We start from the raw sequence: 23533 nt of genomic DNA, 5'->3' as shown, positions 1-23533 counted from the left end.
ATACCAGGGCCAGCGCAGCCTGGCGGCAGCGGCTACAAGGATATGTAGCAAGGCAAGGATTGGTTCGGTGATCGCACACAAGGTCGATTATCGGATTGTTTCACCAAAACCGGCAGCTTAATCTGCTACCCATTCTGGCGTGCCCCTCGCGCCTTTTTTTTATTCTGAGCTGCCACCGCTCACGGCCATTACCAGGAGAAGATTGATGCGTGAAGTATTCATCTGCGACGCGATTCGCACCCCCATTGGCCGTTTCGGCGGTGGCCTGTCCACCGTGCGTGCCGACGACCTGGCGGCTGCGCCGATCAAGGCCCTGATTGAACGCAACCCGCACGTCGACTGGACCGCGGTGGACGAAGTGTTCCTGGGCTGCGCCAACCAGGCCGGCGAAGACAACCGCAACGTGGCGCGCATGGCGCTGCTGCTGGCCGGCCTGCCGGAAAGCATCCCCGGCGTCACCCTGAACCGCCTGTGCGCCTCGGGCATGGACGCCATCGGCACGGCCTTCCGCGCCATCGCCAGCGGCGAAATGGAACTGGCCATCGCCGGCGGCGTCGAGTCGATGTCCCGCGCCCCGTTCGTGATGGGCAAGGCTGATGCGGCGTTCTCGCGCAACATGAAGCTGGAAGACACCACCATCGGCTGGCGCTTCATCAACCCGCTGATGAAAGCCCAGTACGGCGTGGACGCCATGCCACAGACCGCCGACAACGTCGCCGACGACTATAAAGTGTCGCGCGCCGACCAGGACGCTTTTGCCGTGCGCAGCCAGCAGCGCACCGCGGCCGCCCAGGCCGCCGGCTACTTCGCCGAAGAAATCGTGCCGGTGCGTGTTGCCCACAAGAAGGGCGAGACCATCGTCGACACCGATGAGCACCCACGTGCCGACACCACCCTGGAAACCCTGGCCAAGCTCAAGCCGGTCAACGGCCCGGACAAGACCGTCACCGCCGGCAACGCCTCGGGCGTCAACGACGGTGCCGCGGCGCTGATCCTGGCTTCGGCCGAAGCGGTCAAGAAACACGGCCTCACGCCACGTGCCCGTGTACTGGGCATGGCCAGCGCCGGTGTGGCCCCGCGTGTGATGGGCATCGGCCCGGTGCCTGCGGTGCGCAAGCTGATCGAACGCCTGGGCGTGGCGGTCAACGATTTTGACGTGATCGAACTCAACGAAGCCTTCGCCAGCCAAGGTTTGGCGGTAATGCGCGAACTGGGCCTGGCCGACGACGCTCCGCAGGTCAACCCCAACGGCGGCGCCATCGCCCTGGGCCACCCGCTGGGCATGAGCGGTGCTCGCATCGTCATGACCGCCTTGCACCAGCTGGAAAAAACCGGCGGCAAGAAAGGCCTGGCGACCATGTGCGTCGGCGTCGGTCAAGGCTTGGCACTGGCCATCGAACGCGTCTGATACAGAGCAGTCCGGTTACCCGAAATGCCCATCGGCCTCCACGCAAGGCCGTTGGGCTTTCGGGTAATTGTTTTGTCGGAGGGGGTTGTTACGGTATATGTCTAGACTGTTCCAACCTTAACGAGTGATAAAAACATGACAACAACTCATTACACCGGCGAAGAGCGCAGTAAACGCATCTTTGCAATCGTCGGCGCTTCCTCGGGCAACCTGGTCGAATGGTTCGACTTCTATGTGTATGCCTTCTGCGCGATTTATTTCGCACCGCATTTCTTCCCGTCCGCCGATGCCACTGTGCAGTTGCTCAACACCGCAGGCGTGTTCGCGGCCGGTTTCCTGATGCGTCCCATTGGCGGCTGGATCTTTGGCCGCGTGGCGGACCGTCACGGTCGCAAGAACTCCATGATGATCTCGGTGCTGATGATGTGCGCCGGCTCCCTGGTTATCGCCTGCCTGCCGGGCTATGAAAGCATCGGCCTGTGGGCCCCGGCTTTGCTGTTGCTGGCGCGCCTGTTCCAGGGCCTGTCGGTAGGCGGCGAGTACGGCACCACCGCCACGTATATGAGTGAAGTGGCCCTGCGCGGCCAGCGCGGCTTCTTCGCCTCGTTCCAGTACGTGACCCTGATCGGCGGCCAGTTGCTGGCCGTGCTGGTGGTGGTGATCCTGCAACAAGTGCTCAGCGAAGACGAACTGCGTGCCTGGGGCTGGCGCATCCCCTTCGTGGTGGGCGCCGTTGCCGCGGTGATCTCGCTGCTGTTGCGTCGCACCCTGAAGGAAACCACCAGCGCCGAAACCCGCCAGGACAAGGACGCCGGCAGCATCGTCGGGCTGTTCCGCAACCACACGCCGGCCTTTATTACCGTGCTGGGCTACACCGCCGGCGGCTCGCTGATTTTCTACACCTTCACCACCTACATGCAGAAGTACCTGGTGAACACCGCGGGCATGACCGCCAAGACCTCCAGCTTCGTAATGACCGGCGCGCTGTTCCTGTACATGTGCATGCAGCCGTTGTTCGGCATGCTGGCCGACAAAATCGGCCGCCGCAGTTCAATGCTGTGGTTTGGCGCGCTGGGCACGCTGTTCACCCTGCCGATCCTGCTGGTACTGAAAACCGTCACCAGCCCGTTCCTGGCGTTCGTGCTGATTACCCTGGCCCTGGCCATTGTCAGCTTCTACACCTCGATCAGCGGCCTGGTGAAAGCCGAGATGTTCCCCCCGCAGGTACGCGCCCTGGGCGTGGGCCTGGCCTACGCAGTGGCCAACGCCATCTTCGGCGGCTCGGCGGAATTCGTGGCCCTGAGCTTCAAGTCCGGCGGTAACGAAAACGCATTTTACTGGTACGTGACGATCATGATGGCCATCGCCTTCCTGTTCAGTCTGCGCCTGCCCAAGCAGCCGTCGTACCTGCATCACGATCACTGATCCAGCCAGCGCGCGCCCAAAGTGGGCGCGCGCCTTTAAGGAAGGTTTATGAGCGAGAGACCGAGCAACCAGCTGTTCGATGCCTACTTCAGCGCCGATGCCATGCGCGATATTTTCAGCGACCGTGGCCGTGTGCAGGGCATGCTCGACTTCGAGGCAGGCCTGGCCCGTGCCGAATCCCGGGCTGGGGTGATTCCCGCTGACGCCGTGGCGCCCATCGAAGCGGCCTGCCAGGCCTCGCTCTACGATTACCAGGCGCTGGGCCAGGCCATTTGCAGTGCGGGCAACTCGGCCATTCCACTGGTCAAGATGCTCGGCAAGCAGATCGCCAGCCAGGCGCCGGAAGCCGAACGCTATGTGCATTTGGGTGCCACCAGCCAGGACGTGATGGATACGGGCCTGGTGCTGCAATTGCGTGACGCCCTGCATCTGCTGGAAAACCGCCTGGCCGTGCTGGGCGACTCGCTGGCCCGTCAGGCCGAACGCTACAAGGCCACACCCCTTGCCGGCCGTACCTGGCTGCAACATGCCACGCCGGTGACCCTGGGCATGAAAATCGCCGGCTGGCTGGGCGCGGTCACCCGCAGCCGCCAACGCCTGCAAGAACTCAAGCCGCGCCTGCTGGTGCTGCAATTCGGTGGTGCTTCCGGCTCCCTGGCCGCACTGGGCGCCAACGCTTTGCCGGTGGCCGAAGCGCTTGCGCAAGAGCTGCAACTGACCCTGCCTGAACAGCCTTGGCACACCCAGCGCGACCGCCTGGTGGAGTTCGCCTCGGTGCTGGGCCTGATCGCCGGTAGCCTGGGCAAGCTGGGCCGTGATGTGAGCCTGCTGATGCAGACCGAAGCCGCCGAAGTCTTCGAACCGTCGGCGCCGGGCAAGGGTGGCTCGTCCACCATGCCGCACAAGCGCAACCCGGTGGGCGCCGCCGTGCTGATCGGCGCGGCCACCCGCGTGCCGGGCCTGGTGTCGACCATGTTCGCCGCCATGCCCCAGGAGCACGAGCGCAGCCTGGGCCTGTGGCACGCCGAGTGGGACACCCTGCCGGAGATCTGCTGCCTGGTGGCCGGTGCCCTGGAGCAGGCGCAACTGTTCGCCGACGGCCTGGAAGTGGACGCCGCGCGCATGCTCAAGAACCTCGACCTGACTCAGGGCCTGGTGCTGGCCGAAGCGGTCAGCATCGTCCTGGCCCAGCGCCTGGGCCGCGATGCCGCGCACCATCTGCTGGAGCAGTGCTGCAAACGCGCCGTGGCCGAAAAGCGCCACCTGCGCGCCGTGCTGGGCGATGAGCCCAAGGTGACGGCCGAACTTTCCGCGGACGAGCTTGATCGTCTGCTCGACCCCGCGCACTACCTGGGCCAGGCACAAACCTGGGTCGAGCGTGCCGTGGCTGAACATTCCCGTTTTAGTGCCTGAGGAGAACCGTTGTGGGCAAGATTCAACTCGCTGATGGTGAACTGAACTACCAACTCGATGGCCCGGCAGATGCGCCGGTGCTGGTGATGTCCAACTCCCTGGGCACGTCCCTGGAAATGTGGGACACGCAGATCGCCGGCCTGACCCAGCACTTTCGCGTGCTGCGCTACGACACCCGTGGCCACGGCGGTTCGCTGGTAACCGAAGGCCCGTACAGCATTGAGCAACTGGGTGGCGACGTGATCGCCCTGCTGGACGCCCTGCACATCGAGCGCGCGCATTTCTGCGGCCTGTCCATGGGCGGCCTGATCGGCCAGTGGCTGGGTATCAATGCCGGTGAGCGCCTGAACCGCCTGATCGTCTGCAACACCGCCGCCAAGATCGGCAACCCGGACGTGTGGAACCCGCGCATCGAGATGGTACTGCGCGACGGCCAGGCCGCCATGGTCTCGCTGCGCGATGCTTCCATCGCCCGCTGGTTCACCCCGGACTACGCCGAAGCCAACCCGGCCGAAGCCAAGCGCATCACCGACATGCTGGCCGCCACCTCGCCGCAAGGCTACGCCGCCAACTGCGGCGCCGTGCGTGACGCCGATTTCCGCGAGCAACTGGGCGCCATCAAGGTGCCGACCCTGGTCATCGCCGGCACGGGCGACGCGGTCACTACCCCGGCTGACGGTCGTTTCCTGCAAGAAAACATCAAGGGCGCCGAGTACACCGAGTTCTATGCGGCGCACCTGTCCAACGTACAGGTTGGCGAACCCTTCACCCAGCGCGTGCTGGATTTCCTGCTGGCCAAACACTGATAGTCGAGGAGTCATCCGTGGACGAGAAAGAACGCTACAACGAAGGCATGAAAGTTCGCCGCGCCGTGCTGGGCGACGCTCACGTGGACCGCAGCCTGACCAACATCACCGAGTTCAACGGTGAGTTCCAGGAAATGATCACCCGTCACGCCTGGGGTGACATCTGGACCCGGCCGGGCCTGCCGCGTCATACCCGCAGCCTGATCACCATTGCCATGCTGATCGGCATGAACCGCAATGAAGAGCTCAAGCTGCACCTGCGTGCCGCCGCCAACAATGGCGTCACCCGTGCCGAGATCAAGGAAGTGCTGATGCAGAGCGCGATCTACTGCGGCATTCCGGCGGCCAACGCCACCTTCCACCTGGCCGAGTCGGTGTGGGATGAGCTGGGCGTCGAATCGCGCGAATAATCGCGACGGTTGAAATGCAAAAAGGGCGATGAGAAATCATCGCCCTTTTTTGTTGCCTGTCACCGTAGCCGCTGCCGCAGGCTGCGCTGGCCCTTGCGTACACTGAAAATCTCCAGCGGGGCAGGGGGTCTGCGCAGCCTGGCGGCAGCGGCTACAGGGTTACAGAATGCTGATCGGGTACGACACAATCACACGGTTTTCGTTGAACTGGTTGGTGCCGTAGCTGCGACGCATGCTCGAGTTGCGCCACCGCAGGTTCAGGTCCTTGAAGGTGCCTTCCTGGAAGGTGTAGGCCACTTCCGATTCACGGCCCCACTCGCTGCCACCGTCGATGGTGGCGGTGTGGATGTTGTCACCGTGGATGTAGCGGTTCATCAGGGTCAGGCCTGGTACGCCGACAGCGGCGAAGTTGTAGTCATGACGCAGCTGCCAGGATTTTTCCTGCGCGTTGTCATAGCTGGAGTTGTAGCTGTCGTTCGCCAGGGTGCCGCCGCTGGTGCCGTTGACGCGCATCCAGTTGCTGTCGCCGGTCAGCTTCTGCAGGCCGACGTAGAAGGTGCTGCCGCCGTACTTGGCCGAGAGCATGGCCGAGTAGGTGTTGTTGTCCAGCTTGCCGTCCAGCGCGCTGCCGTCGTCGCTGCCGTGGAAGTAGCCCAGGTTGGCACCCAGGGTCCAGGCGCCTACCGGCTGGGAGTGGATCAACTGCAGGTATTGCTGCTTGTAGATGTCTTCCAGCTGCGAATACCACACGCCCACCAGGGTGCGCTTGTCGTTGAAGGTGTACTCGGCACCGGCGAAGTTGAAGCGATCGGACTCGTGCGTGGTATTACCGGTCAGCTGCATGGGGTTCATGCTGCCGTCGTTACGCGGGCTGTTGTCACGGAACTGACCGCCGTACAGGGTCAGGTTGGTGATTTCTTTCGAGGTGATTTGCGCACCGCGGAAAGTTTGCGGCAGCGAACGGCCGTCGTCCGAACGCAGGATCGGCAGCACCGGCATCCATTCGCCCACTTTCAGCTCGGTGTTGGAGATCTTGGCCTTCAGGGCCACGCCCAGGCGGCCGAAGTTGTCGGCGGCCTTGCCATCGCTGTCCAGTGGCAGCAGTTGGGTACCACTGGTACCGCCACCGCCGTCGAGTTTCTGCGAGTAGGTGCCCAGCACGTCGACGCCAAAGCCAACCACGCCTTGGGTGAAGCCCGATTTGGCATCGAGGATGAAGTTCTGCGTCCACTCGGCCTGGGTGCCTTGTGGTGCGGCGCTGTCAGTGAAGTTGCGACCGAAGTAGAAGTTGCGCAGGGTCAGGTTGACCTTGGCGTCTTCGGCGAAGCCTCCGGTGTCAGCTGCCATCACGGGCAGGGAAGAGCCGGCGATGGCCAGGGCGATGAGGCTGCGGGAGTAGGACGAGCGAGTGATGGCTTTCATTATTGTTGTGGTCTCTCTAATTATGAGCAACAGGGTGCCGTCGCGACGGTTGTTCAAGTCGTCGTGATTCATGCAGCGGTACAAGCGTTGAGGTTCAGCTGGTCAGCGGAGAGAGGGTGTGCATGGTGGCGTTACCTGTTGTTATTGTGTTTTTTTGTGTTCAGGGATCTGGCGATCCATCACCTGTCCTGTTGAGCGGATGGTGCTCGGTCGCAAGGGGTGAATCAATCTGTCGCAGTCTAAACGGGGCGATAAGCGAACACTAACTAACTTGTTAGTTCCGATCAACCCCCTTTATTTTATTAGCGCGTGTGTTTTATAGCATTGTTTCTGACGGGAATGACAGTTATTCATCAGTTGTCGTACGACTGTTAGGCTGGGGTTTTGTGGTGTGCATGCGACCGAGCGCCGCCCGCGCGGCGCTTCCCGGGCGCAGCCCGGTCCTACATTTGTTTCGGGCCAATTATGTCTGTGGCATCACCTAGTCCGCCTTGTTTGTTCGCTGCAGATTTGTAGTGAATAAACAGAGCGGACCAGGTGATGCCACTGGCGATGCACGCCCGAAACAAATGTAGGACCGGGCTGTGCCCGGGAAGCGCCGCGCGGGCGGCGCGCGATCGCATGAGCACCACAAAACCCCAGCCATGCACCCCAAACCCCACCCACAAAAAAGCCCGCCAACAAGGGCGGGCTTTTTCAGGTTCCATCGGTATCAGCCTTTCGGTGCCTCAGCCTGCTGCTCGCTGGCCTGCGCTTCACCCGTCTGCTTATACCAGCCGCCACCCAGCGCCTTGTACAGGTTGACCTCGCTGGTCAACTGCGACAAGCGATCGCTGATCGCCGACTGCTGGGCGCTGAACAGCGAGCGCTGGGCGTCCAGGAAGGTCAGGTTGCTGTCCACGCCGATGCGGTAGCGGCGCTCGGCCAGGCGGTAGTAGTCCTGGTTGGCTTGCACCAGGTCTTTCTGCGCCTGCAACTGCTCCTTGAAGGTCTTGCGCGCCGCCAAACCGTCGGAGACTTCCTGGAAGGCAGTCTGGATGGCTTTTTCGTAGTTGGCGACGTTGATGTCCTTCTGGATCTTCGCGTAATCCAGGCTGGCCTTCAGGCTGCCGGCGTTGAAGATCGGCAGGTTGATGGCCGGGGCGAAGGTCCAGGCGCCCTGGCCACCCTTGAACAGGTTGCCCAGCTGGGAGCTGGCGCTACCCGCCGAGGCGGTCAGGGTGATGCTCGGGAAGAACGCCGCACGGGCCGCGCCGATGTTGGCGTTGGCCGCCTTCAGCGAGTGCTCGGCTTCGAGGATGTCCGGACGACGCTGCAGCAGGTCGGACGGCAGGCCGGCCGGCACTTCGGTCAGCAGGTTGCCATCCAGCGGCTGCGCCTTGGCCAGGTTGGCCGGCAGCGGGCCGCCCAGCAGCAGCACCAGGGCGTTTTCGTCCTGGGCCACTTGGCGTTGGTACTTGGCCAGGCTGACCTTGGCGGTTTCCACCGAAGTGCGCGCCTGGGCCAGGTCCAGCGCCGAAGACACGCCCACTTCGCTGCTGCGCGCGGTCAGGCGGTAGCTTTCCTCGAACGCCTTGAGGGTGTCCTGGGTCAGCTTCAGCAGGTTCTGGTCGGCCTGCCAGGTGTAATAGGCATTGGCAACACTGGCCACCAGGCTGATCTGCGTGGAGCGACGTGCTTCCTCGCTGGACAGGTAGGTTTCCAGCGCCTGCTGGCTGAGGCTGCGCACGCGGCCCCACAGGTCCAGCTCGTACGAGCTGATACCCAGGTTGGCCGTGTACTCGCCGCCTACCACGGCCGTGCCGGTGGAGCTCAGGTCGGCCGGGGTGCGGGCACGGGTGCCGGTCATGTTGGCGCTGACTGCCGGGAACAGGTCCGCACGCTGGATGCGGTACTGCGCCTGGTAGGCCTGCACGTTGAGGATCGCCACTTTCAGGTCACGGTTGTTGACCAGCGATTCCTGGATCAACTGCTGCAATGCCTGATCATGGAAAAACTGCTGCCAGCCCTGCTCGGCAGCGGCCATGGCGGCTGCCTGGGCAGGCGAGTATGCCTGCCCTTGCGGGTACTGGGCCGGCACAGGCGCGGCCGGCTGCTTGTAATCCGGGATCAGCGAGCAGCCGCTGAGGATGGCCGCGGCGACCGCGATGGACACTAGGGACTTGCTCATTGCCCAGCCTCGTTACGTGGAGTTTGGGTCGATTCGATCGACTCGTGCGACGCGTGCTCATCCTTCTTGCGCTTGTCACCGAACAGCGACGACACCGACACGAAGAACAGCGGTACCCAGAACAGTGCCAGGGTAGTAGCCGTGATCATACCGCCAATTACGCCGGTACCGATGGCGTGCTGGCTGCCGGAGCCTGCGCCATGGGAAATGGCCAGGGGCACCACGCCGAGGATGAAGGCCAGCGAGGTCATGATGATCGGACGCAGACGCATCCGGCAAGCCTCGATGGCCGCCTCGGTGTAGCTGCGGCCCTGCTCGTGCAGTTCCTTGGCGAACTCGACGATCAGAATGGCGTTTTTCGCCGCCAGACCGATGGTGGTCAAAAGGCCCACCTGGAAGTACACGTCGTTGGACAGGCCGCGCAGGCTGGTGGCCAGCAGCGCACCGATGATACCCAGCGGCACCACCAGCATGACCGCGATCGGGATCGACCAGCTTTCATACAGGGCGGCCAGACACAGGAACACCATCAGCATCGAAATGGCATACAGCGCCGGCGCCTGGGAACCCGACAGGCGTTCCTCATAGCTCAGGCCGGTCCAGGACAGGCCCACGCCTTTGGGCAGCTTGGCAGCAATGCGCTCCACTTCGGCCATGGCCTCACCGGTACTGTAGCCCGGGGCAGGGGAGCCGAGGATCTCGACACCTTCCACACCGTTGTAACGGGCCAGTTTCGGCGAGCCGTAGATCCACTTGCCGCTGGCGAAGGCCGAGAACGGCACCATGGTGCCGGCGCTGTTGCGCACGTACCACTTGTTCAGGTCTTCAGGGTTCATGCGCGAATTGGCCTGGCCCTGCACGTACACCTTCTTCACCCGACCACGGTCGATGAAGTCGTTGACGTAGCTGCCGCCCAACGCCACCGACAGGGTGGTGTTGATGTCGGCGATGGTCACGCCCTGGGCGCTGGCGCGTTCGTCGTCGATTTCCAGCTGGAACTGCGGCTCGTCATTCAGGCCGTTGGGACGGGTCTGCGTGAGGATCTTGCTTTGCGCGGCCATGCCCAGGAACTGGTTGCGCGCTTCCATCAACTTGTCGTGGCCGATACCGGCACGGTCCTGCAGGTAGATGTCGAAACCGGTGGCGTTACCCAGTTCCAGTACCGCAGGCGGTACGAAGGCAAACACCATCGCGTCGCGCAGGCTGAAGAAGTGCTGTTGGGCACGGGCCGACAGGGCGGCGGCGGTGTTGTCGGCGTTACGCTCATCCCATGGCTTGAGCATGATGAAGGCCATGCCCGAGCTCTGGCCGCGACCGGCGAAGTTGAAGCCGTTCACGGTGAACACCGAGCTGACCGCACCTTTCTCCTCGTCCAGCAGGTACTTGCGCATGCTGTCGATGACAGTCTGCGTACGCTCGGCGGTGGAGCCGGGCGGGGTCTGTACCTGGGCGAAAATCACACCCTGGTCTTCTTCGGGCAGGAAGGAGGTAGGGATGCGGGTGAACAGCCAGGCCATGCCGACCACGATCAGCACGTAGGCCAACAGGTAAGGCGCCTTGCGACGCAGTACGTGGCCAACGCCAGCTTCGTACTTCTGCACGCCGCTGTCGAAGGTACGGTTGAACCAGTTGAAGAAACGACCGTGCTTGTGGTGATCCTCGCCCTTCTTGATAGGCGACAGCATGGTGGCGCACAGCGCCGGGGTGAAGATCAGGGCCACCATGACCGACAGGGCCATGGCCGAGACGATGGTGATGGAGAACTGACGGTAGATCACACCGGTGGAGCCGCCGAAGAACGCCATTGGCAGCAATACCGCCGACAGCACCATGGCAATACCCACCAGGGCGCCCTGGATCTGGCCCATGGATTTCTTGGTGGCTTCCTTGGGTGACAGGCCTTCCTCGGCCATCACCCGCTCCACGTTTTCCACCACGACGATGGCGTCGTCCACCAGCAAGCCGATGGCCAGCACCATGCCGAACATGGTCAGGGTGTTGATGGTGAAGCCCGCGGCGGCCAGGATCCCGAAGGTACCCAGCAATACCACCGGCACGGTCATGGTGGTGATGACGGTGGCGCGGAAGTTCTGCAGGAACAGGTACATCACCAGGAACACGAGGATGATCGCCTCGACCAGGGTTTCCACCACGTTATGGATCGAGGTGGTGACCACTGGGGTGGTGTCGTACGGGAACACCGCTTTCACGCCAGGCGGGAAGAACGGCTGCAGGTCGTTGATGGTCTGGCGGATCGCCTTGGCGGTGTCCAGCGCGTTGGCGCCGGTGGCCAGCTTGATCGCCAGGCCCGAGGCCGGGGCACCGTTGAACTGTGCGTTGATGCTGTAGTTCTCACCGCCCAGGCCCACTTCGGCGACATCGCCTACACGTACCTGGGAGCCGTCGGTGTTGACCTTGAGCAGGATGTTGCGGAACTGCTCGGCGGTCTGCAGACGGGTCTTGCCGATGATGGTGGCGTTGAGCTCTTGCCCAGCCATGGCAGGCAGGCCGCCCAGCTGGCCGGAAGACACCTGCACGTTCTGCGCCGAGATGGCGGTGGACACGTCGCCCGGGGTCAGCGAGTACTTGTTGAGCTTGGCCGGGTCCAGCCAGATACGCATGGCGTACTGGGCACCGAACACCTGGAAGTCACCCACACCGGCGGTACGGGAGATGGGGTCCTGCATGTTGGAGACGATGTAGTTACTCAGATCGTCCTTGGTCATGCTGCCGTCGGTGGACACCAGGCCCACCACCATCAGGAAGTTCTTCACCGCCTTGGTCACGCGGATACCCTGTTGCTGCACTTCTTGGGGCAGCAGCGGGGTGGCCAGGTTCAGCTTGTTCTGCACCTGTACCTGGGCGATGTCAGGGTTGGTGCCCTGGTTGAAGGTGGCGGTAATGGTCATGCTGCCGTCGGAGTTACTTTCCGAGGCCACATAGCGCAGGTTGTCGATACCATTGAGCTGTTGCTCGATCACCTGTACCACGGTGTCCTGCACGGTCTGTGCGGACGCACCCGGGTAGGTCACCTGGATGGCGATGGCAGGGGGTGCGATCGCCGGGTACTGGTTGATCGGCAGGCTCATGATCGACAAGGCGCCGACCAGCATGATCACCAGGGCAATTACCCAGGCGAAAATCGGACGGTCGATAAAGAATTTCGACATGGTTTACTCCCCTTTGCCGCCTGCGGACGCATTGGTGGCGGGGGCAGGGTTTGCAGGCTTGACGTTGGTGGCTTCGGTCGCCTTGACCTCCACGCCCGGTTTCACGTACTGCAGGCCTTCGGTGATCAGGCGGTCGCCGGCTTTCAGGCCGTCTTCCACCAGCCACTGGGTGCCCACGGTGCGGCTGGCTTTCAGCTCACGCAGCTCGACCTTGTTGTCGGCATTCACGATCAGTGCGGTCGGGGTGCCTTTCAGGTCGCGGGTAACGCCCTGTTGGGGCGCCAGGATGGCCTGGGCGGCAACACCGGCTTCCAGCTTGGCGTGCACGAACATGCCTGGCAGCAGGGTGTGGTCGGGGTTGGGGAACACGGCGCGCAGGGTCACGGAACCGGTGGTTTCATCAACCGACACTTCCGAGAACTCCAGCTTGCCTTCCTTGCCGTAGTTGCTGCCGTCTTCCAGGGTCAGCTGCACCTTGGCGGCATTGTCACCGGCTTTCTGCAGCGCACCGCTGGCCAGGTCGCGACGCAGCTTGAGGATTTCGGCCGAGGACTGGGTCACGTCGACGTAGATCGGGTCCAGTTGCTGGATGGTCGCCATGGCGTCGGTCTGGCCACCGGTCACCAGCGCACCTTCGGTCACGCCCGAGCGGCCGATGCGACCGGTGATCGGCGCGTACACCTTGGTGTACTTCATGTTGATCTGCGCAGTCATCAGCGCCGCTTCGTTCTGCAATTGCGTGGAACGGGCGTTGTCGTATTCCTGACGGCTGACGGCCTGCTCGCTAATCAACTGCTTGTAGCGATCAGCCAGCGACTTGGACGCCTGCAGGGTGGCCTGGGCGCTGGCCAGGGTGGCCTCGTACACCGACGGGTCGATCTGGTACAGCTGCTGGCCGGCCTTCACGTCCGAGCCTTCAGTGAACAGGCGCTTGAGAATGATGCCATTGACCTGAGGACGAACTTCAGCCACGCGGAACGCGGTGGTGCGGCCCGGCAATTCAGAGGTCAGGGTGTAGGCTTGTGGTTGCAGGGTTACGACGCCGACCTGAGGAGTTTGCGGGGCGGGTGCCGCCTCTTCCTTCTTACAGCCGCTGAGCAAAGTGGCCAGGGCGACGGCGGAAACCAGAGCGGTAACAGCTGGCTTGAATTGCATGAAAATCCTCGGGTCAGGAGCACAGGTGAATGCTCAAGAATAGTGGAATGGCGGGAAACGGTTGCTACTAGATAAGTAGCTTACTAACGAATATACTTACATTCATGGTTGTTTGTAAACACCCGATTCGACCCGCCACAGGGTCATCGGGCATTGATTCGCACCCCGGGAGCAGGCATTACAAGCGCCGCCCCGATTCGACCCCGACTGCCCAGCGCAGCGTGGCCCCTGATAGAGGTTTTACTGCCATGGTTCGACGTACGAAAGAGGAAGCTCAGGAGACTCGACACCAGATTCTCGAAGCCGCCCAGAACGCCTTCTATTCGCGCGGCGTGGCGCGTACCACCCTGGCCGATATCGCGGCCCTGGCGGGCGTGACCCGGGGTGCCATCTACTGGCATTTCAGCAACAAGGCCGATCTGGTGCAGGCGATGCTCGATTCGCTGCATGAACCGCTGGATGAATTGGCACGCGCCAGTGAAAGCGAGGAAGAACTCGACCCATTGGGCTGCATGCACAAGTTGCTGGTACATCTGTTCCAGCAAGTTGCACTGGATCCCAGTACGCGGCGCATTAACGAGATCATGTTCCATAAGTGCGAGTTCACCGACGAAATGTGTGACATTCGACGCCAGCGGCAAGCCGCCAGCCTGGACTGCAATGTGCGCATCGATCTGTCGCTGCGTAATGCAGTCAATCGTGGGCAGTTGCCCGAAGATCTGGATACCGCCCGTGCTGCGGTAGTGTTGCACGCTTATATCGATGGCATGCTGGGGCAATGGTTGCTGGTGCCCGAGAGTTTCGACCTGAACCTGCAGGCCGAGAAATGGGTTGACGCATGTTTCGATATGCTGCGCTTGAGCCCGGCACTTCGCAAATGAAAGTGTAATTCCGGTTGTATCAACGTATAAGCTGATAGCAGAATTAAAGCGCATTGGCTGTGTGCCATTATCCACGCGCAGACCTTGTTTGAATAGTTAGTAGGCTAAGTATTTTTTTGTTTTTTGCGCCGAGCGTGTGAATGACTTCGCAGACCAATCTGCTCAATGGCAACGACCAGCCCCTCAAGGGCATCGGCTTGATCTGTTTGTCGGTGCTGTTGTTTGCCAGCCATGATGCCCTGTCCAAATTCCTCTCCGGCCTGTATCCCATCGTCATGGTGGTATGGGCGCGCTACCTGGTGCACACCTTGTTGATGCTGGTGGTGTTCGTGCCGCGCGCGGGGCTGTCCAACGTGATCCGCACCAAGCGCCCCGGGCTGCAATTGGTGCGGGCTGTTTGCCTGATCGGCACCAGCCTGCTGTTCACCACCGGCTTGCGTTATATCCCGCTGGCGGAGGCCACCTCGGTCAACTTCCTGGCGCCGCTGCTGGTCACGGCGCTGTCGGTGGTGGTGCTGGGCGAGAAGGTCACCCGCAACCAGTGGCTGGCGGTGCTGGCCGGGTTTGTCGGGGTGCTGATCGTGGTACGGCCGGGCGGCGATCTGTTCACGCCGGCCATTCTCTATCCGCTGGGGTCGGCGTTGTGCTTCGGTTTCTATCAGCTGATCACGCGCAAACTCAGTGATATCGACAGCCCTACCACCAGTAACTTCCTGGCAGGCATATTCAACACGTTGATCATGTCAGCCTTGTTGCCGTTCTTCTGGGTGCGCCCTGATTGGCTGCATGCGCTGTTCATGATCGGCCTGGGCACCTGCGGCATGCTCGGCCATTTGCTGCTGACCCAGGCCTTCCGCCACGCACCGCCGGCCATGCTGGCGCCGTTCAGCTACGGGCAGATTCTGTTCGCCGGCATTTATGGTTACCTGATCTTCGACCACACGCCCGATGCCTGGGCGCTGACCGGCATTGCGGTGATCTGCATGAGCGGCCTGGCCGTGGCCTGGGCGCAACGCAAACGCTGAATCGGCGGCTACGCTCTGTTGACCTAACAACAAGAGAGTGTGGCCCCATGAAGGACATTGCACGCAGGTGCTGGGCGCTGCTGCTGTTGGCGATGCTGTCGCCGACGGTGCTGGCCGCCGCCAACGATGATGCCAAACAGGCCGCTGCCGCCAAGGCGCTGCTGGAAAAAGCCCTGGCCTACTATCACGACAACGGCGACAAGGCCTTGGCCGCGTTCAGCCGCCAGGGGCAGTTCATCGACGACGACCGCTACGTGTTCGTGGTCGACACCAAGGGCGTGATGCTGGCCAGCGGCGGGCCGTCTGCGGCGCTGATCGGGCGCAACGTCAACGACGTCATCGGCCCCGACCTGCAACAGGCGTTCAAGCAGGCGTTGAACGTGCCTGAAGGCAACGGCATCCAGCAGGCCGAATACAAATGGCAGAACTGGCAGGATGGCCGCGTGGAGCGCAAGCGGGTGTTCTACCAGCGCATCGGCGAGCGCATCATTGCCGTGGGTTACTACCTGCCGCGGGCCTCCGCGCAACAGGCCCAGGCCTTGCTGGACAAGGCCGTGGCGGGCATCAAGGCTGATCAGAAACAGGCGTTGCTGGACATCAACAGCCTCAAGGGCGGTTACCTGCAGGATGACCTTTATGTGTTCGTGGTCGACCTGGACAGCCACCGCTACCTGGCCCATGGCACCAACCAGCGCCTGGTCAACGTCGACTTCAACACCGTGCGCGACCCTGACGGCAAGCCGGTGGGCGAGCCGATCCTGGCGATGATGGCCAAACAGGACAGTGGCGAGTACGACTACCGCTGGCGCAACCCGGTGACCAGCCATGTGGAAGACAAGCATGTGTATGTGCGCAAGGTGGGGCAGGTGATGGTTGCGGTGGGGTATTACAGTCGTTGATACCCCTTTTCATTCGCTCGATACCTGTAGCCGCTGCCGAAGGCTGCGCTGGCCGCTGTGTGCGCTGAAGATTTGCAGCGTGTTCCATGGCCAGCGCAGCCTGGCGGCAGCGGCTACAGGGTTACCGACCGCGCAGGATGTTGTTGGGCATCGCCAGCGCCGCCGCCAGCCCCAGCACCGACACTGCCGCACTGCCCATCAGCAACAACCGAAACGTCTCCAGCAACTTCCCGCGTAAGGCTTCCTGCGCCGCGCCGGTGCTGGCGTTCAGGCTGGCCAGCAAGGCATCGCCCGAAGCCCCGTCAGCCCCCAGATCCAATCCGTGCAACAACGCCAGCAACAGCGCCGACATGCACGCCACGCCCATCGCCCCACCCAGCGAGCGGAACAGGTTGGTGGTGCTGGTGCCCACGCCAATGTCCTGCTGCTGCACCGCATTCTGCGCACCCACCAGCGAGGTCGGGAATTGCAGCCCGGCGGCAAAACCGGTCAACAGCATGAACACGCCACTGAGCCACAGGGCGTCGGGCGGGGTGAAGGCCAGGCCCAGGATACCCAGCGGCATCAACAGCGTGCCCGTCAGGATCACTGGCTTGAAGCGCCCGCTGCGGGCCGTGTGCCGGCCGCCCAGGAAGGCGCCGATCGGCAGCCCGATGGCCAGAGGCAGCACATCCAGCGCGGCGGCATCGGCGCCCGCGCCGGTCACGGTCTGGAAGCGCAACGGGATCAGCACCGACAGGGAAATAGCCTGGAACGACGTGAAGAACACCGTGCACCAGCACAGCACCGCCGGGCGAATGCTGAACAGGTGCATGGGCAGCAACGGCTCCGGTGCCCGACGTTCATGGCGCACGAACAGCCCCAGGGCCACTACCGCCAGCAGCAGCGTGCCCCACACCGGCGCCGTGCCGAAAGCGCGGCCCTGGCCCAGCTCGGTGATGCTCAGCAGCAGCGAGGTCAGGCCGACGATCATCAGCACGGTGCCCAGGTAATCGATGATCGGCTGCCGACGCTTCACCGCCAGCCCTACCAACACATGGCGGGCATACAGCCAGGCACCCAGGCCCAGCGGCAGGTTGAGCAGGAATATCCAGCGCCACGACAGATACTCGGTCATGTAGCCGCCCAGCACCGGCCCGGCCACGCTGGCGGCGGCGTACATGCTGCTGAAATACCCCTGGTAGCGCCCGCGCTCGCGCGGCGGCACGAAGTCGCCGATGATCGCCTGGCTGACCGACACCATGCCGCCGGCGCCGATGCCCTGGATCACCCGCGCCAGCACCAATTGCTCCATGCTCTGCGCCAAGGCGCAGAACAGCGAGGCACCGGTGAACAGCGCAAGGCCGATGAGGATCATGCGGCGCCGACCGTACAGGTCGCCGAACTTGCCATAGATAGGCACGGCCACGGTCATGGCCACCATGTAGCCGGAGATGACCCAGGCCAGCAGGTTGACGTCGTGGAACTGCGCAGAGATGGCTGGCATCGACACGGCGACGATGGTCTGGTCGAGGGCGCCCAGGAAAATCGCCAGCATCAATGAGATCAGGATGCTGCGCAGGGCAGGTTGGGGGTGGTTCAGGTTGGTCACGGGGCAGGCCTGCAAGGCAGAGAAACCCCCGGCGGCACCGAGGGGAAAAGTCCCCTCAGTTTACTCGATAGCTAGCTATGCGTTCTATTCGATTGTTTCGTAGGGCAGGCCCACGTAGTTTTCGGCGATGGTCTTGCGCCCGGCTTCCGAGCCCACGTAGTAGTCCAGTTCGGTTTGCTGGATGCGCTGGCTGAAGTCGTCGGTGTCGGGGAATTTGTGCAGCACCGAGGTCATCCACCAGCTGAAGCGTTCGGCCTTCCACACGCGGCGCAGGCAGACTTCGGAGTACTTGGCCAGCAGGTCGGTGCGGCCGTCCTGGTACACCTTGCAGAGGATGTCGAACAGCGTGCTGACGTCACTGGCGGCCAGGTTCAGGCCCTTGGCGCCGGTGGGCGGGACGATGTGCGCGGCGTCACCGACCAGGAACAGGCGGCCATACTGCATGGGTTCCACCACGAAGCTGCGCAGCGGCGCGATGCTTTTCTCGATGGATGGGCCGGTGACCAGCCGCTGGGCCAGGTCGGCTGGCAGGCGGGCCTTGAGCTCATCCCAGAAGCGCTCGTCGGACCAGTCTTCGACTTTCTCCTCGGCGCTGACCTGCACGTAATAACGGGTGCGGGTTTGCGAGCGCATGCTGCACAGGGCAAAGCCGCGTTCGTGGTTGGCGTACACCAGCTCTTCGTTGACCGGTGGGGTGTCGGCGAGAATGCCCAGCCAGCCGAACGGGTACACGCGCTCGAAGGCTTTGATCGAGTCGGCCGGAATCGATTGCCGCGCCACGCCGTGGTAGCCGTCGCAGCCGGCGATGTAGTCGCAGTCCAGGCGATGGGTTTCGCCATCTTTCTCATAGGTGACGTACGGCTGCTCGCCCTTCATCTCGTGGGGGCGCACGTTGGCGGCTTCGTAGATGGTCTGGGCGCCGCAGGCTTCACGGGCGGCCATCAGGTCGCGGGTCACCTCGGTCTGGCCGTAAATCATCACGGTCTTGCCGCCGGTCAGGGTCTTGAGGTCGATGTGCGCGCGGCGGCCGTTGAAGGCCAGTTCGAAGCCGGTGTGCACCAGGCCTTCGGCGTCCATGCGCTGGCTGACGCCCGCCTTGCGTAGCAGGTCGACCATGCCTTGCTCCAGCACGCCGGCACGAATGCGGCTGAGCACATAGTCGGGGGTCTGGCGTTCGAGCACCACGTTGGAAATGCCGGCCTTGTGCAGCAGCTGGCCCAGCAGGAGGCCGGAGGGACCGGCGCCGATAATCGCGACTTGAGTCTTCATTGTTGTTGTCCCAGGCATGTTTCGCTGGGCCCAGGGGCCACTGGCGAATAGTTTTTATGATTGGAGTGCCTGCATTTTTCGCTTGAAACGTGGGCTTCGGAAGGTGAAAAAACCGCCTTCTTTTGTACTTTTGGCTAATCGGTGCGATTATCGAGCGGTATCTGCCCTTGAGGAGTGCGTCATGATGTCGCGGGAATTTTCGCCGCCCATTCCGGTGTTCAAGCTGTATGGCGAAGGCCAGGACTGGCTGACCCCCGACCTGTTGCACTGCGAGACCATCCCCAAGCGCAGCCGCCTCTACCACTGGGAAATCAAGCCGCACCGCCATGCCGACCTCTGCCAGTTGCTGTACGTGCATGCCGGGCAGGCGGAAATCGAGGTGGAGGGCCAGCGACGGCTGATCACCGAGTCGGCGCTGCAGGTGGTGCCACCGCTGTACGTGCACGGCTTTCGCTTTTCCGAAGACATCGACGGCCACGTCATTACCCTGGCCGCGCCCCTGGTCAGCGAACTCAAGGCGCTGCTGGGCGCCAGCGGCGAAGTGCTCGCCAGCCCGGCCAACTTCCCCGCAGGCGCCGACCGCGACTACCTCAATGGCCTGGTGTCGGCCTTGCAGCGTGAGTACTCACAGACCCTGCCGGGCCGCGACCTGGCGCTGCATTCATTGATCAACGTGCTGGTGGTGTGGGTCAGTCGGCAGATGATCCAGCGCAGCAGTGCGGCGCAGACGGTGGAGCGCGGACGTGAGTATTTCAATGCCTTTACCCGGCGGGTGGAGGCGCAATTCCGCAGCCAGCCCAGCGTCGAGCAGTTGGCGTACGCCACCGGTATTTCAGTGGCGCACCTGAACAACGTCTGCCGCGATATGGCGGGGCAGTCGGCCTCGCAGATCATTCACCAGCGCCTTTTGCTGGAAGCCAAGCGCAACCTGATCTACACCAGCATGACGGTCAGCCAGGTGTCAGACAGCCTGGGCTTTGCCGACCCGGCCTATTTTTCCCGCTTCTTTCGGCGCCTGGCCGGCCTGTCCCCGCGGGCATTTCGCCAGGCGGGCAGTGCGCAGCCAGAACTCAGCGCAGGGCGTTGAAGGCGCCGGAGTGCGGCAGGCACATGGTGGTGCTGCAACTGATCTCCAGGCGCGGCACGTTGCGGGCCTGTTCCACGCGCCAGGCAGCGGTGGCATACAGGGCTGTCACTAAAATGACCAACAGCGGCATCACGCACTTTCTTGTTGTAATAATCATCACGCTCACCTTCGGCATGTAAGGCTTTAACTCTTATAAACAAGTCTAGAACAAGGTGTGCGAGGGTGATGGCTCCAGCTGGAATGTTAGCGGTTTGATACGAAATGTTTCATGCTTAAGAATCGGCTGGATAGACTGATTCGAAATTAGTATTTTTTTATTTCCTTTATAAACAGCCTGTTATGACTGCCAAACGGTTGCGTGCGGCAAAGTTACAGTAAGTTGACGCCGCAGGGGTTCTCTGGAACTATCGTGTCATGGCGTTGCGCCTTCTTTGCCGCCACCTGTTTACCCTCATTACCCAGCCTATCCAGACCAGCTTCTGTGCGGTAGCCATGCCCCGCGCTGCGTCTCGCCCCACTTTTCCTGATGCTCAATCGCCCCGCCTGACCGTGCGGTTGGCGACGCTTGCTTCTTCGTCCAAAAAAAGTTGACCGGGTGTAAACCTGGCGGCGATCCATCGCACTGGAGTCAAATATGTTCGGAAACTATCTGCAGACCACCACCGGCTGCGTAGTGGGTGGCGCCGGTCCCGCGGGCATGGGGCTATTGTTCAACGCCTTGCGCACCGGCACTATCGCCGAATTGGCCCGTTATGGCCTGATCATTGTCGACGCCAGCCCGGCCCCGGGCATCGGTCGTCTGGGGGACTATCAGATCACCGCCAACTCGGTGGGTGATGTGTTTCTCGATTGCCTGCGCGACCCGGCGATGGCCGAGGTGTTTGCCCCCCTGCAATCCTCCCCAGCGTACTGGCGCATCCGCGATCAGGCCCAGGAGGCGCCGCTGCTGTCGGAAGTCGGCACCTTGCTGTTCGAAGCCTCGCAACTGGTGCTCGACTACATCGTCGCCCATTACAGCGTGCAATTGTGGAGTGAGACCCTGATCACCGAGGTGATCTGCGAGCGCGATCAATACCACATCTGGGTGGAGCATCGGGGCAAGGTGCAGCGCATCTGCAGCATCTGCAGCCGCGCCCTGGTGCTCAACCTGGGCGGTCGGCAGGACCCGCAGCGTCTGCTCGACGGCCTCAAGGCCCAGGGCCTGGCGCTGCCGCCCATGCAATCAATCCGCAGCGCCGACAGCCTGCTGCGCATGTCGCCCCAGGCGCTGCGCGACAGCTTCGCGCCGGTGGTGGCCGACGGCGGCAGCTTTACCGTGATCGGCGGCTCGCACAGTGCCTTTTCCATGCTGGAAAACATTGCCGTGGCGCTGGAGCCCATCGGGCTTGAGCAAGTGAACCTGATCCACCGCTCGCCCATCCGGCTGTTCTATGAAAGCGTCGAGCAGGCCCAGGTCAACGGCTACGCCTTCGACCCCGTGGCCGATGTGTGCCCGGTGTCCGGGCGGGTCAACCGGTCCGGCGGCCTGCGCTACCGGGCGCTGTCGGTGGGGCGTGAAGTGTTGGAGCGCGGCTATGTCGGGACTACCTCGGTACGCGCTCGACTGTTCCAGACCGATGGCAGCAACCCTGAACAAATGTGGAGCGCCAGCGAAGTGCTGCGCGACGCTGCAGTGGTGATGCAGTGCACCGGCTACCAGCCGCTGTTGCCCTTGATGCGCTGGTCCGACGGTACCCTGGTGCAGTTGCGCCAGGTGACCGGCGGGCTGGACTCCGACGCCAGCGGCTGCCCCTTCGACGAGCAGGGGCGGCGCATGCATGGCTTGCATTTGTTCGGCCTGGGATCGGGGCTGGGGGTTGATCCGCTATTGGGTAGCGAGCCTTCGTTCAGCGGGCGGATTTATGGGGTGTGGCAGTTCCACCATGATGCCAGCCGGGTGGTGATTGATGCGGTGTTGCAGCGCTTGGCGGACTTGGCGGGTGCGGCTGCGGTGGTGCACCTGGAACTGGAGATGGCGCATGGTTGGCCGCAGCGGCGGGTAGGGGATGATTGGCAGGAAGCATCGACCTGATGCAAAAAAAGGCGAACCCGGTGGGTTCGCCTTTTTTTTGTTTCGCGACTGCGCGTCGTCTGCATCGCGACCAAGGTCGGCTCCTACGCCGTCCGTGTAGGAGCCGGCCTTGGCCGCGATGCAGACATTGTGGGAGCGGGTTCTACCCGCGAAAAGGACGCCACGAGGCGCCAGGTATTACGCGGTGTTCTTTTCGCGGGTAGAACCCGCTCCCACAGGAAGTGGTGTGACAGCCGAAGGCGGCCGCTACTACAGCTAACCGCGTTATCTGCATCGCGACCAAGGTCGGCTCCTACGCCGTCCGTGGTAGGAGCCGGCCTTGGCCGCGATGCAGATAACGCGGTTTAAGGTTCGCCCCTCAACGTTGGGCGGCCTGGCGCGCCAGCCAATCGGCAAACGCCAGTGTCCCTTCGGTCGGCGTGCTGCGCGGCGGCTGCACCAGGTAATACGCCAACCCCGTACGTACCTTCAGCTCGAAGGGCATGGCCAGCCGCTGCTGCGCCAGGTCTTCGGCAATCAGCGCCCAGTCACCAATCGCCACGCCCGTGCCTTGGGTGGCCACCGACATCGCCAGGTCCAGGGTTTCGAAATGCTGGCCCTGGCTCAGGTTGGGCAGGGTCACGCCTGCGGCCGACAGCCAGGTCTCCCAGTCCTGCTCGTCACGGGTGGGGTGCAGCAGCATGTGCTGGCGCAGGTCGGCGGGCTGTTGCAAGGGTTGCGCACCGTTGAGCAACGATGGCGCGCACACCGGTGTCAGCTCCTCATCAAACAGATGTCGCGGGCTTTGTCCTGCCGCCGGTTCTGGGCCATAGATGATCGCGGCATCGAAGCTCTCATGCCGAAAGTCGACACCGTGTTGCACCGTGGTGGTCAGCTCCACCGGCAGGTCCGGGCGCTCGGCCTGCCAGCGCATCAGGCGCGGCCACAGCCAGCGCATCACGCAGGTAGGCGCCTTGAGCTGCAAGGCCTGGCGCCTGCCCCCGGCCACTTCCACCGCCTCTTCGATCAAGCCGAATACCTGCTGGATACGCGGGAACAGCTCGCGGCCCTGTTGCGTCAGGCTCAACCCACGCGCCTGGCGCATGAACAGCGGGTAACCCAGGTGGCTTTCCAGGCCGGCAATCTGTCGGCTTACCGCGCCCTGGGTGATGTGCAACTGCTGGGCGGCACGGGTGAAGTTGCAGCACTGGGCGGTGACCAGGAAGGTGTGCAGGGCGGGGAGGGGCGGCAGGCGTTTCATGTGCGTTCAGCCATGATCTGGGGACATGGCTAGTATGACTATTTTTGGTTTGTGCGCATCCCCCATCACCGCTGAAATGACCGCCGATTGC

Annotated in this window: 18 protein-coding genes; 10 read left to right on the top strand and 8 right to left on the bottom strand. The window is 62.8% G+C overall.

What is annotated here, in order from left to right; translation table 11 throughout:
- The first annotated feature begins 202 nt into the window (after positions 1–202).
- The 5 genes from pcaF to pcaC all read left to right on the top strand — a co-directional run bounded on the left by pcaF (position 203) and on the right by pcaC (position 5462).
- Complete coding sequence (gene pcaF, locus ACZ9GA_RS23165; protein ID WP_457360551.1) at positions 203–1408, top strand: 3-oxoadipyl-CoA thiolase; 1206 nt, start codon at positions 203–205, stop codon at positions 1406–1408.
- 135 nt (positions 1409–1543) lie between these two features.
- Positions 1544–2833: an MFS family transporter gene (locus tag ACZ9GA_RS23160; RefSeq protein WP_457360553.1), complete on the top strand. Its 1290-nt coding sequence runs from the start codon at positions 1544–1546 to the stop codon at positions 2831–2833.
- 48 nt (positions 2834–2881) lie between these two features.
- Positions 2882–4246, top strand: a complete 1365-nt coding sequence (locus ACZ9GA_RS23155) for a 3-carboxy-cis,cis-muconate cycloisomerase (RefSeq protein ID WP_457360554.1) — start codon at positions 2882–2884, stop codon at positions 4244–4246.
- A gap of 11 nt (positions 4247–4257) precedes the next feature.
- Positions 4258–5052, top strand: a complete 795-nt coding sequence (gene pcaD / locus ACZ9GA_RS23150; RefSeq protein WP_027976946.1) for a 3-oxoadipate enol-lactonase — start codon at positions 4258–4260, stop codon at positions 5050–5052.
- Positions 5053–5069: 17 nt separating this feature from the next.
- The gene (gene pcaC, locus ACZ9GA_RS23145; protein ID WP_027976947.1) at positions 5070–5462 is read left to right on the top strand and encodes a 4-carboxymuconolactone decarboxylase; all 393 of its coding nucleotides are present in this window, start codon (positions 5070–5072) and stop codon (positions 5460–5462) included.
- A gap of 159 nt (positions 5463–5621) precedes the next feature.
- Here the strand turns inward: pcaC and ACZ9GA_RS23140 are convergent, their stop codons facing one another.
- The 4 genes from ACZ9GA_RS23140 to ACZ9GA_RS23125 all read right to left on the bottom strand — a co-directional run bounded on the left by ACZ9GA_RS23140 (position 5622) and on the right by ACZ9GA_RS23125 (position 13379).
- Positions 5622–6884, bottom strand: a complete 1263-nt coding sequence (locus tag ACZ9GA_RS23140) for an OprD family porin (RefSeq protein ID WP_457360556.1) — start codon at positions 6882–6884, stop codon at positions 5622–5624.
- A gap of 712 nt (positions 6885–7596) precedes the next feature.
- Positions 7597–9054 (bottom strand): AdeC/AdeK/OprM family multidrug efflux complex outer membrane factor, encoded by a 1458-nt coding sequence (gene adeC, locus ACZ9GA_RS23135; RefSeq protein WP_457360558.1) that lies wholly within the window; start codon positions 9052–9054, stop codon positions 7597–7599.
- Positions 9051–12224: an efflux RND transporter permease subunit gene (locus tag ACZ9GA_RS23130; protein WP_457360560.1), complete on the bottom strand. Its 3174-nt coding sequence runs from the start codon at positions 12222–12224 to the stop codon at positions 9051–9053. Before ACZ9GA_RS23130 ends, adeC begins: the two co-directional genes overlap by 4 nt.
- Before the next feature lie 3 nt (positions 12225–12227).
- Entirely contained in the window at positions 12228–13379 is a 1152-nt protein-coding gene (locus ACZ9GA_RS23125) for an efflux RND transporter periplasmic adaptor subunit (RefSeq protein WP_457360562.1), read from the bottom strand.
- A gap of 248 nt (positions 13380–13627) precedes the next feature.
- On the opposite strand from ACZ9GA_RS23125, the gene ACZ9GA_RS23120 reads away from it, so the two are divergent.
- The 3 genes from ACZ9GA_RS23120 to ACZ9GA_RS23110 all read left to right on the top strand — a co-directional run bounded on the left by ACZ9GA_RS23120 (position 13628) and on the right by ACZ9GA_RS23110 (position 16184).
- Complete coding sequence (locus ACZ9GA_RS23120) at positions 13628–14260, top strand: TetR family transcriptional regulator (protein ID WP_457360564.1); 633 nt, start codon at positions 13628–13630, stop codon at positions 14258–14260.
- A 140-nt stretch (positions 14261–14400) separates the two neighbouring features.
- Positions 14401–15285, top strand: coding sequence for a DMT family transporter (locus ACZ9GA_RS23115; RefSeq protein WP_457360566.1), 885 nt, complete (start codon positions 14401–14403; stop codon positions 15283–15285).
- Positions 15286–15377: 92 nt separating this feature from the next.
- Positions 15378–16184, top strand: coding sequence for a cache domain-containing protein (locus ACZ9GA_RS23110; RefSeq protein WP_457363667.1), 807 nt, complete (start codon positions 15378–15380; stop codon positions 16182–16184).
- Between the two features lie 121 nt (positions 16185–16305).
- Here ACZ9GA_RS23110 and ACZ9GA_RS23105 read toward each other — a convergent pair whose 3' ends face one another.
- Together ACZ9GA_RS23105 and pobA are read right to left on the bottom strand one after the other, a co-directional pair.
- The gene (locus ACZ9GA_RS23105; RefSeq protein WP_457360568.1) at positions 16306–17775 is read right to left on the bottom strand and encodes an MDR family MFS transporter; all 1470 of its coding nucleotides are present in this window, start codon (positions 17773–17775) and stop codon (positions 16306–16308) included.
- 84 nt (positions 17776–17859) lie between these two features.
- Positions 17860–19044: a 4-hydroxybenzoate 3-monooxygenase gene (gene pobA / locus ACZ9GA_RS23100; protein ID WP_457360570.1), complete on the bottom strand. Its 1185-nt coding sequence runs from the start codon at positions 19042–19044 to the stop codon at positions 17860–17862.
- Positions 19045–19228: 184 nt separating this feature from the next.
- Here pobA and ACZ9GA_RS23095 point away from each other — a divergent pair, with 184 nt between their 5' ends.
- Positions 19229–20131 carry a helix-turn-helix domain-containing protein gene (locus ACZ9GA_RS23095; protein WP_457363668.1) on the top strand — a complete coding sequence of 301 codons (903 nt, stop codon included), beginning with the start codon at positions 19229–19231 and terminating at the stop codon, positions 20129–20131.
- Here ACZ9GA_RS23095 and ACZ9GA_RS23090 read toward each other — a convergent pair.
- Positions 20115–20288: a hypothetical protein gene (locus tag ACZ9GA_RS23090; protein ID WP_155980425.1), complete on the bottom strand. Its 174-nt coding sequence runs from the start codon at positions 20286–20288 to the stop codon at positions 20115–20117. The genes ACZ9GA_RS23095 and ACZ9GA_RS23090 overlap by 17 nt on opposite strands.
- Positions 20289–20765: 477 nt before the next feature.
- Between ACZ9GA_RS23090 and ACZ9GA_RS23085 the strand changes: the two genes are divergently transcribed.
- Positions 20766–22202, top strand: coding sequence for a pyridine nucleotide-disulfide oxidoreductase (locus ACZ9GA_RS23085; protein WP_476226892.1), 1437 nt, complete (start codon positions 20766–20768; stop codon positions 22200–22202).
- Positions 22203–22560: 358 nt separating this feature from the next.
- Here ACZ9GA_RS23085 and ACZ9GA_RS23080 read toward each other — a convergent pair whose 3' ends face one another.
- Positions 22561–23442, bottom strand: a complete 882-nt coding sequence (locus ACZ9GA_RS23080; RefSeq protein ID WP_457360574.1) for a LysR substrate-binding domain-containing protein — start codon at positions 23440–23442, stop codon at positions 22561–22563.
- Positions 23443–23533: the final 91 nt, after the last annotated feature.

It is taken from the genome of Pseudomonas sp. TE3644, from assembly GCF_056278815.1.
The sequence above is the reverse complement of the archived record's forward strand: the minus strand, read 5'-3'. Positions and strand labels throughout refer to the sequence as shown.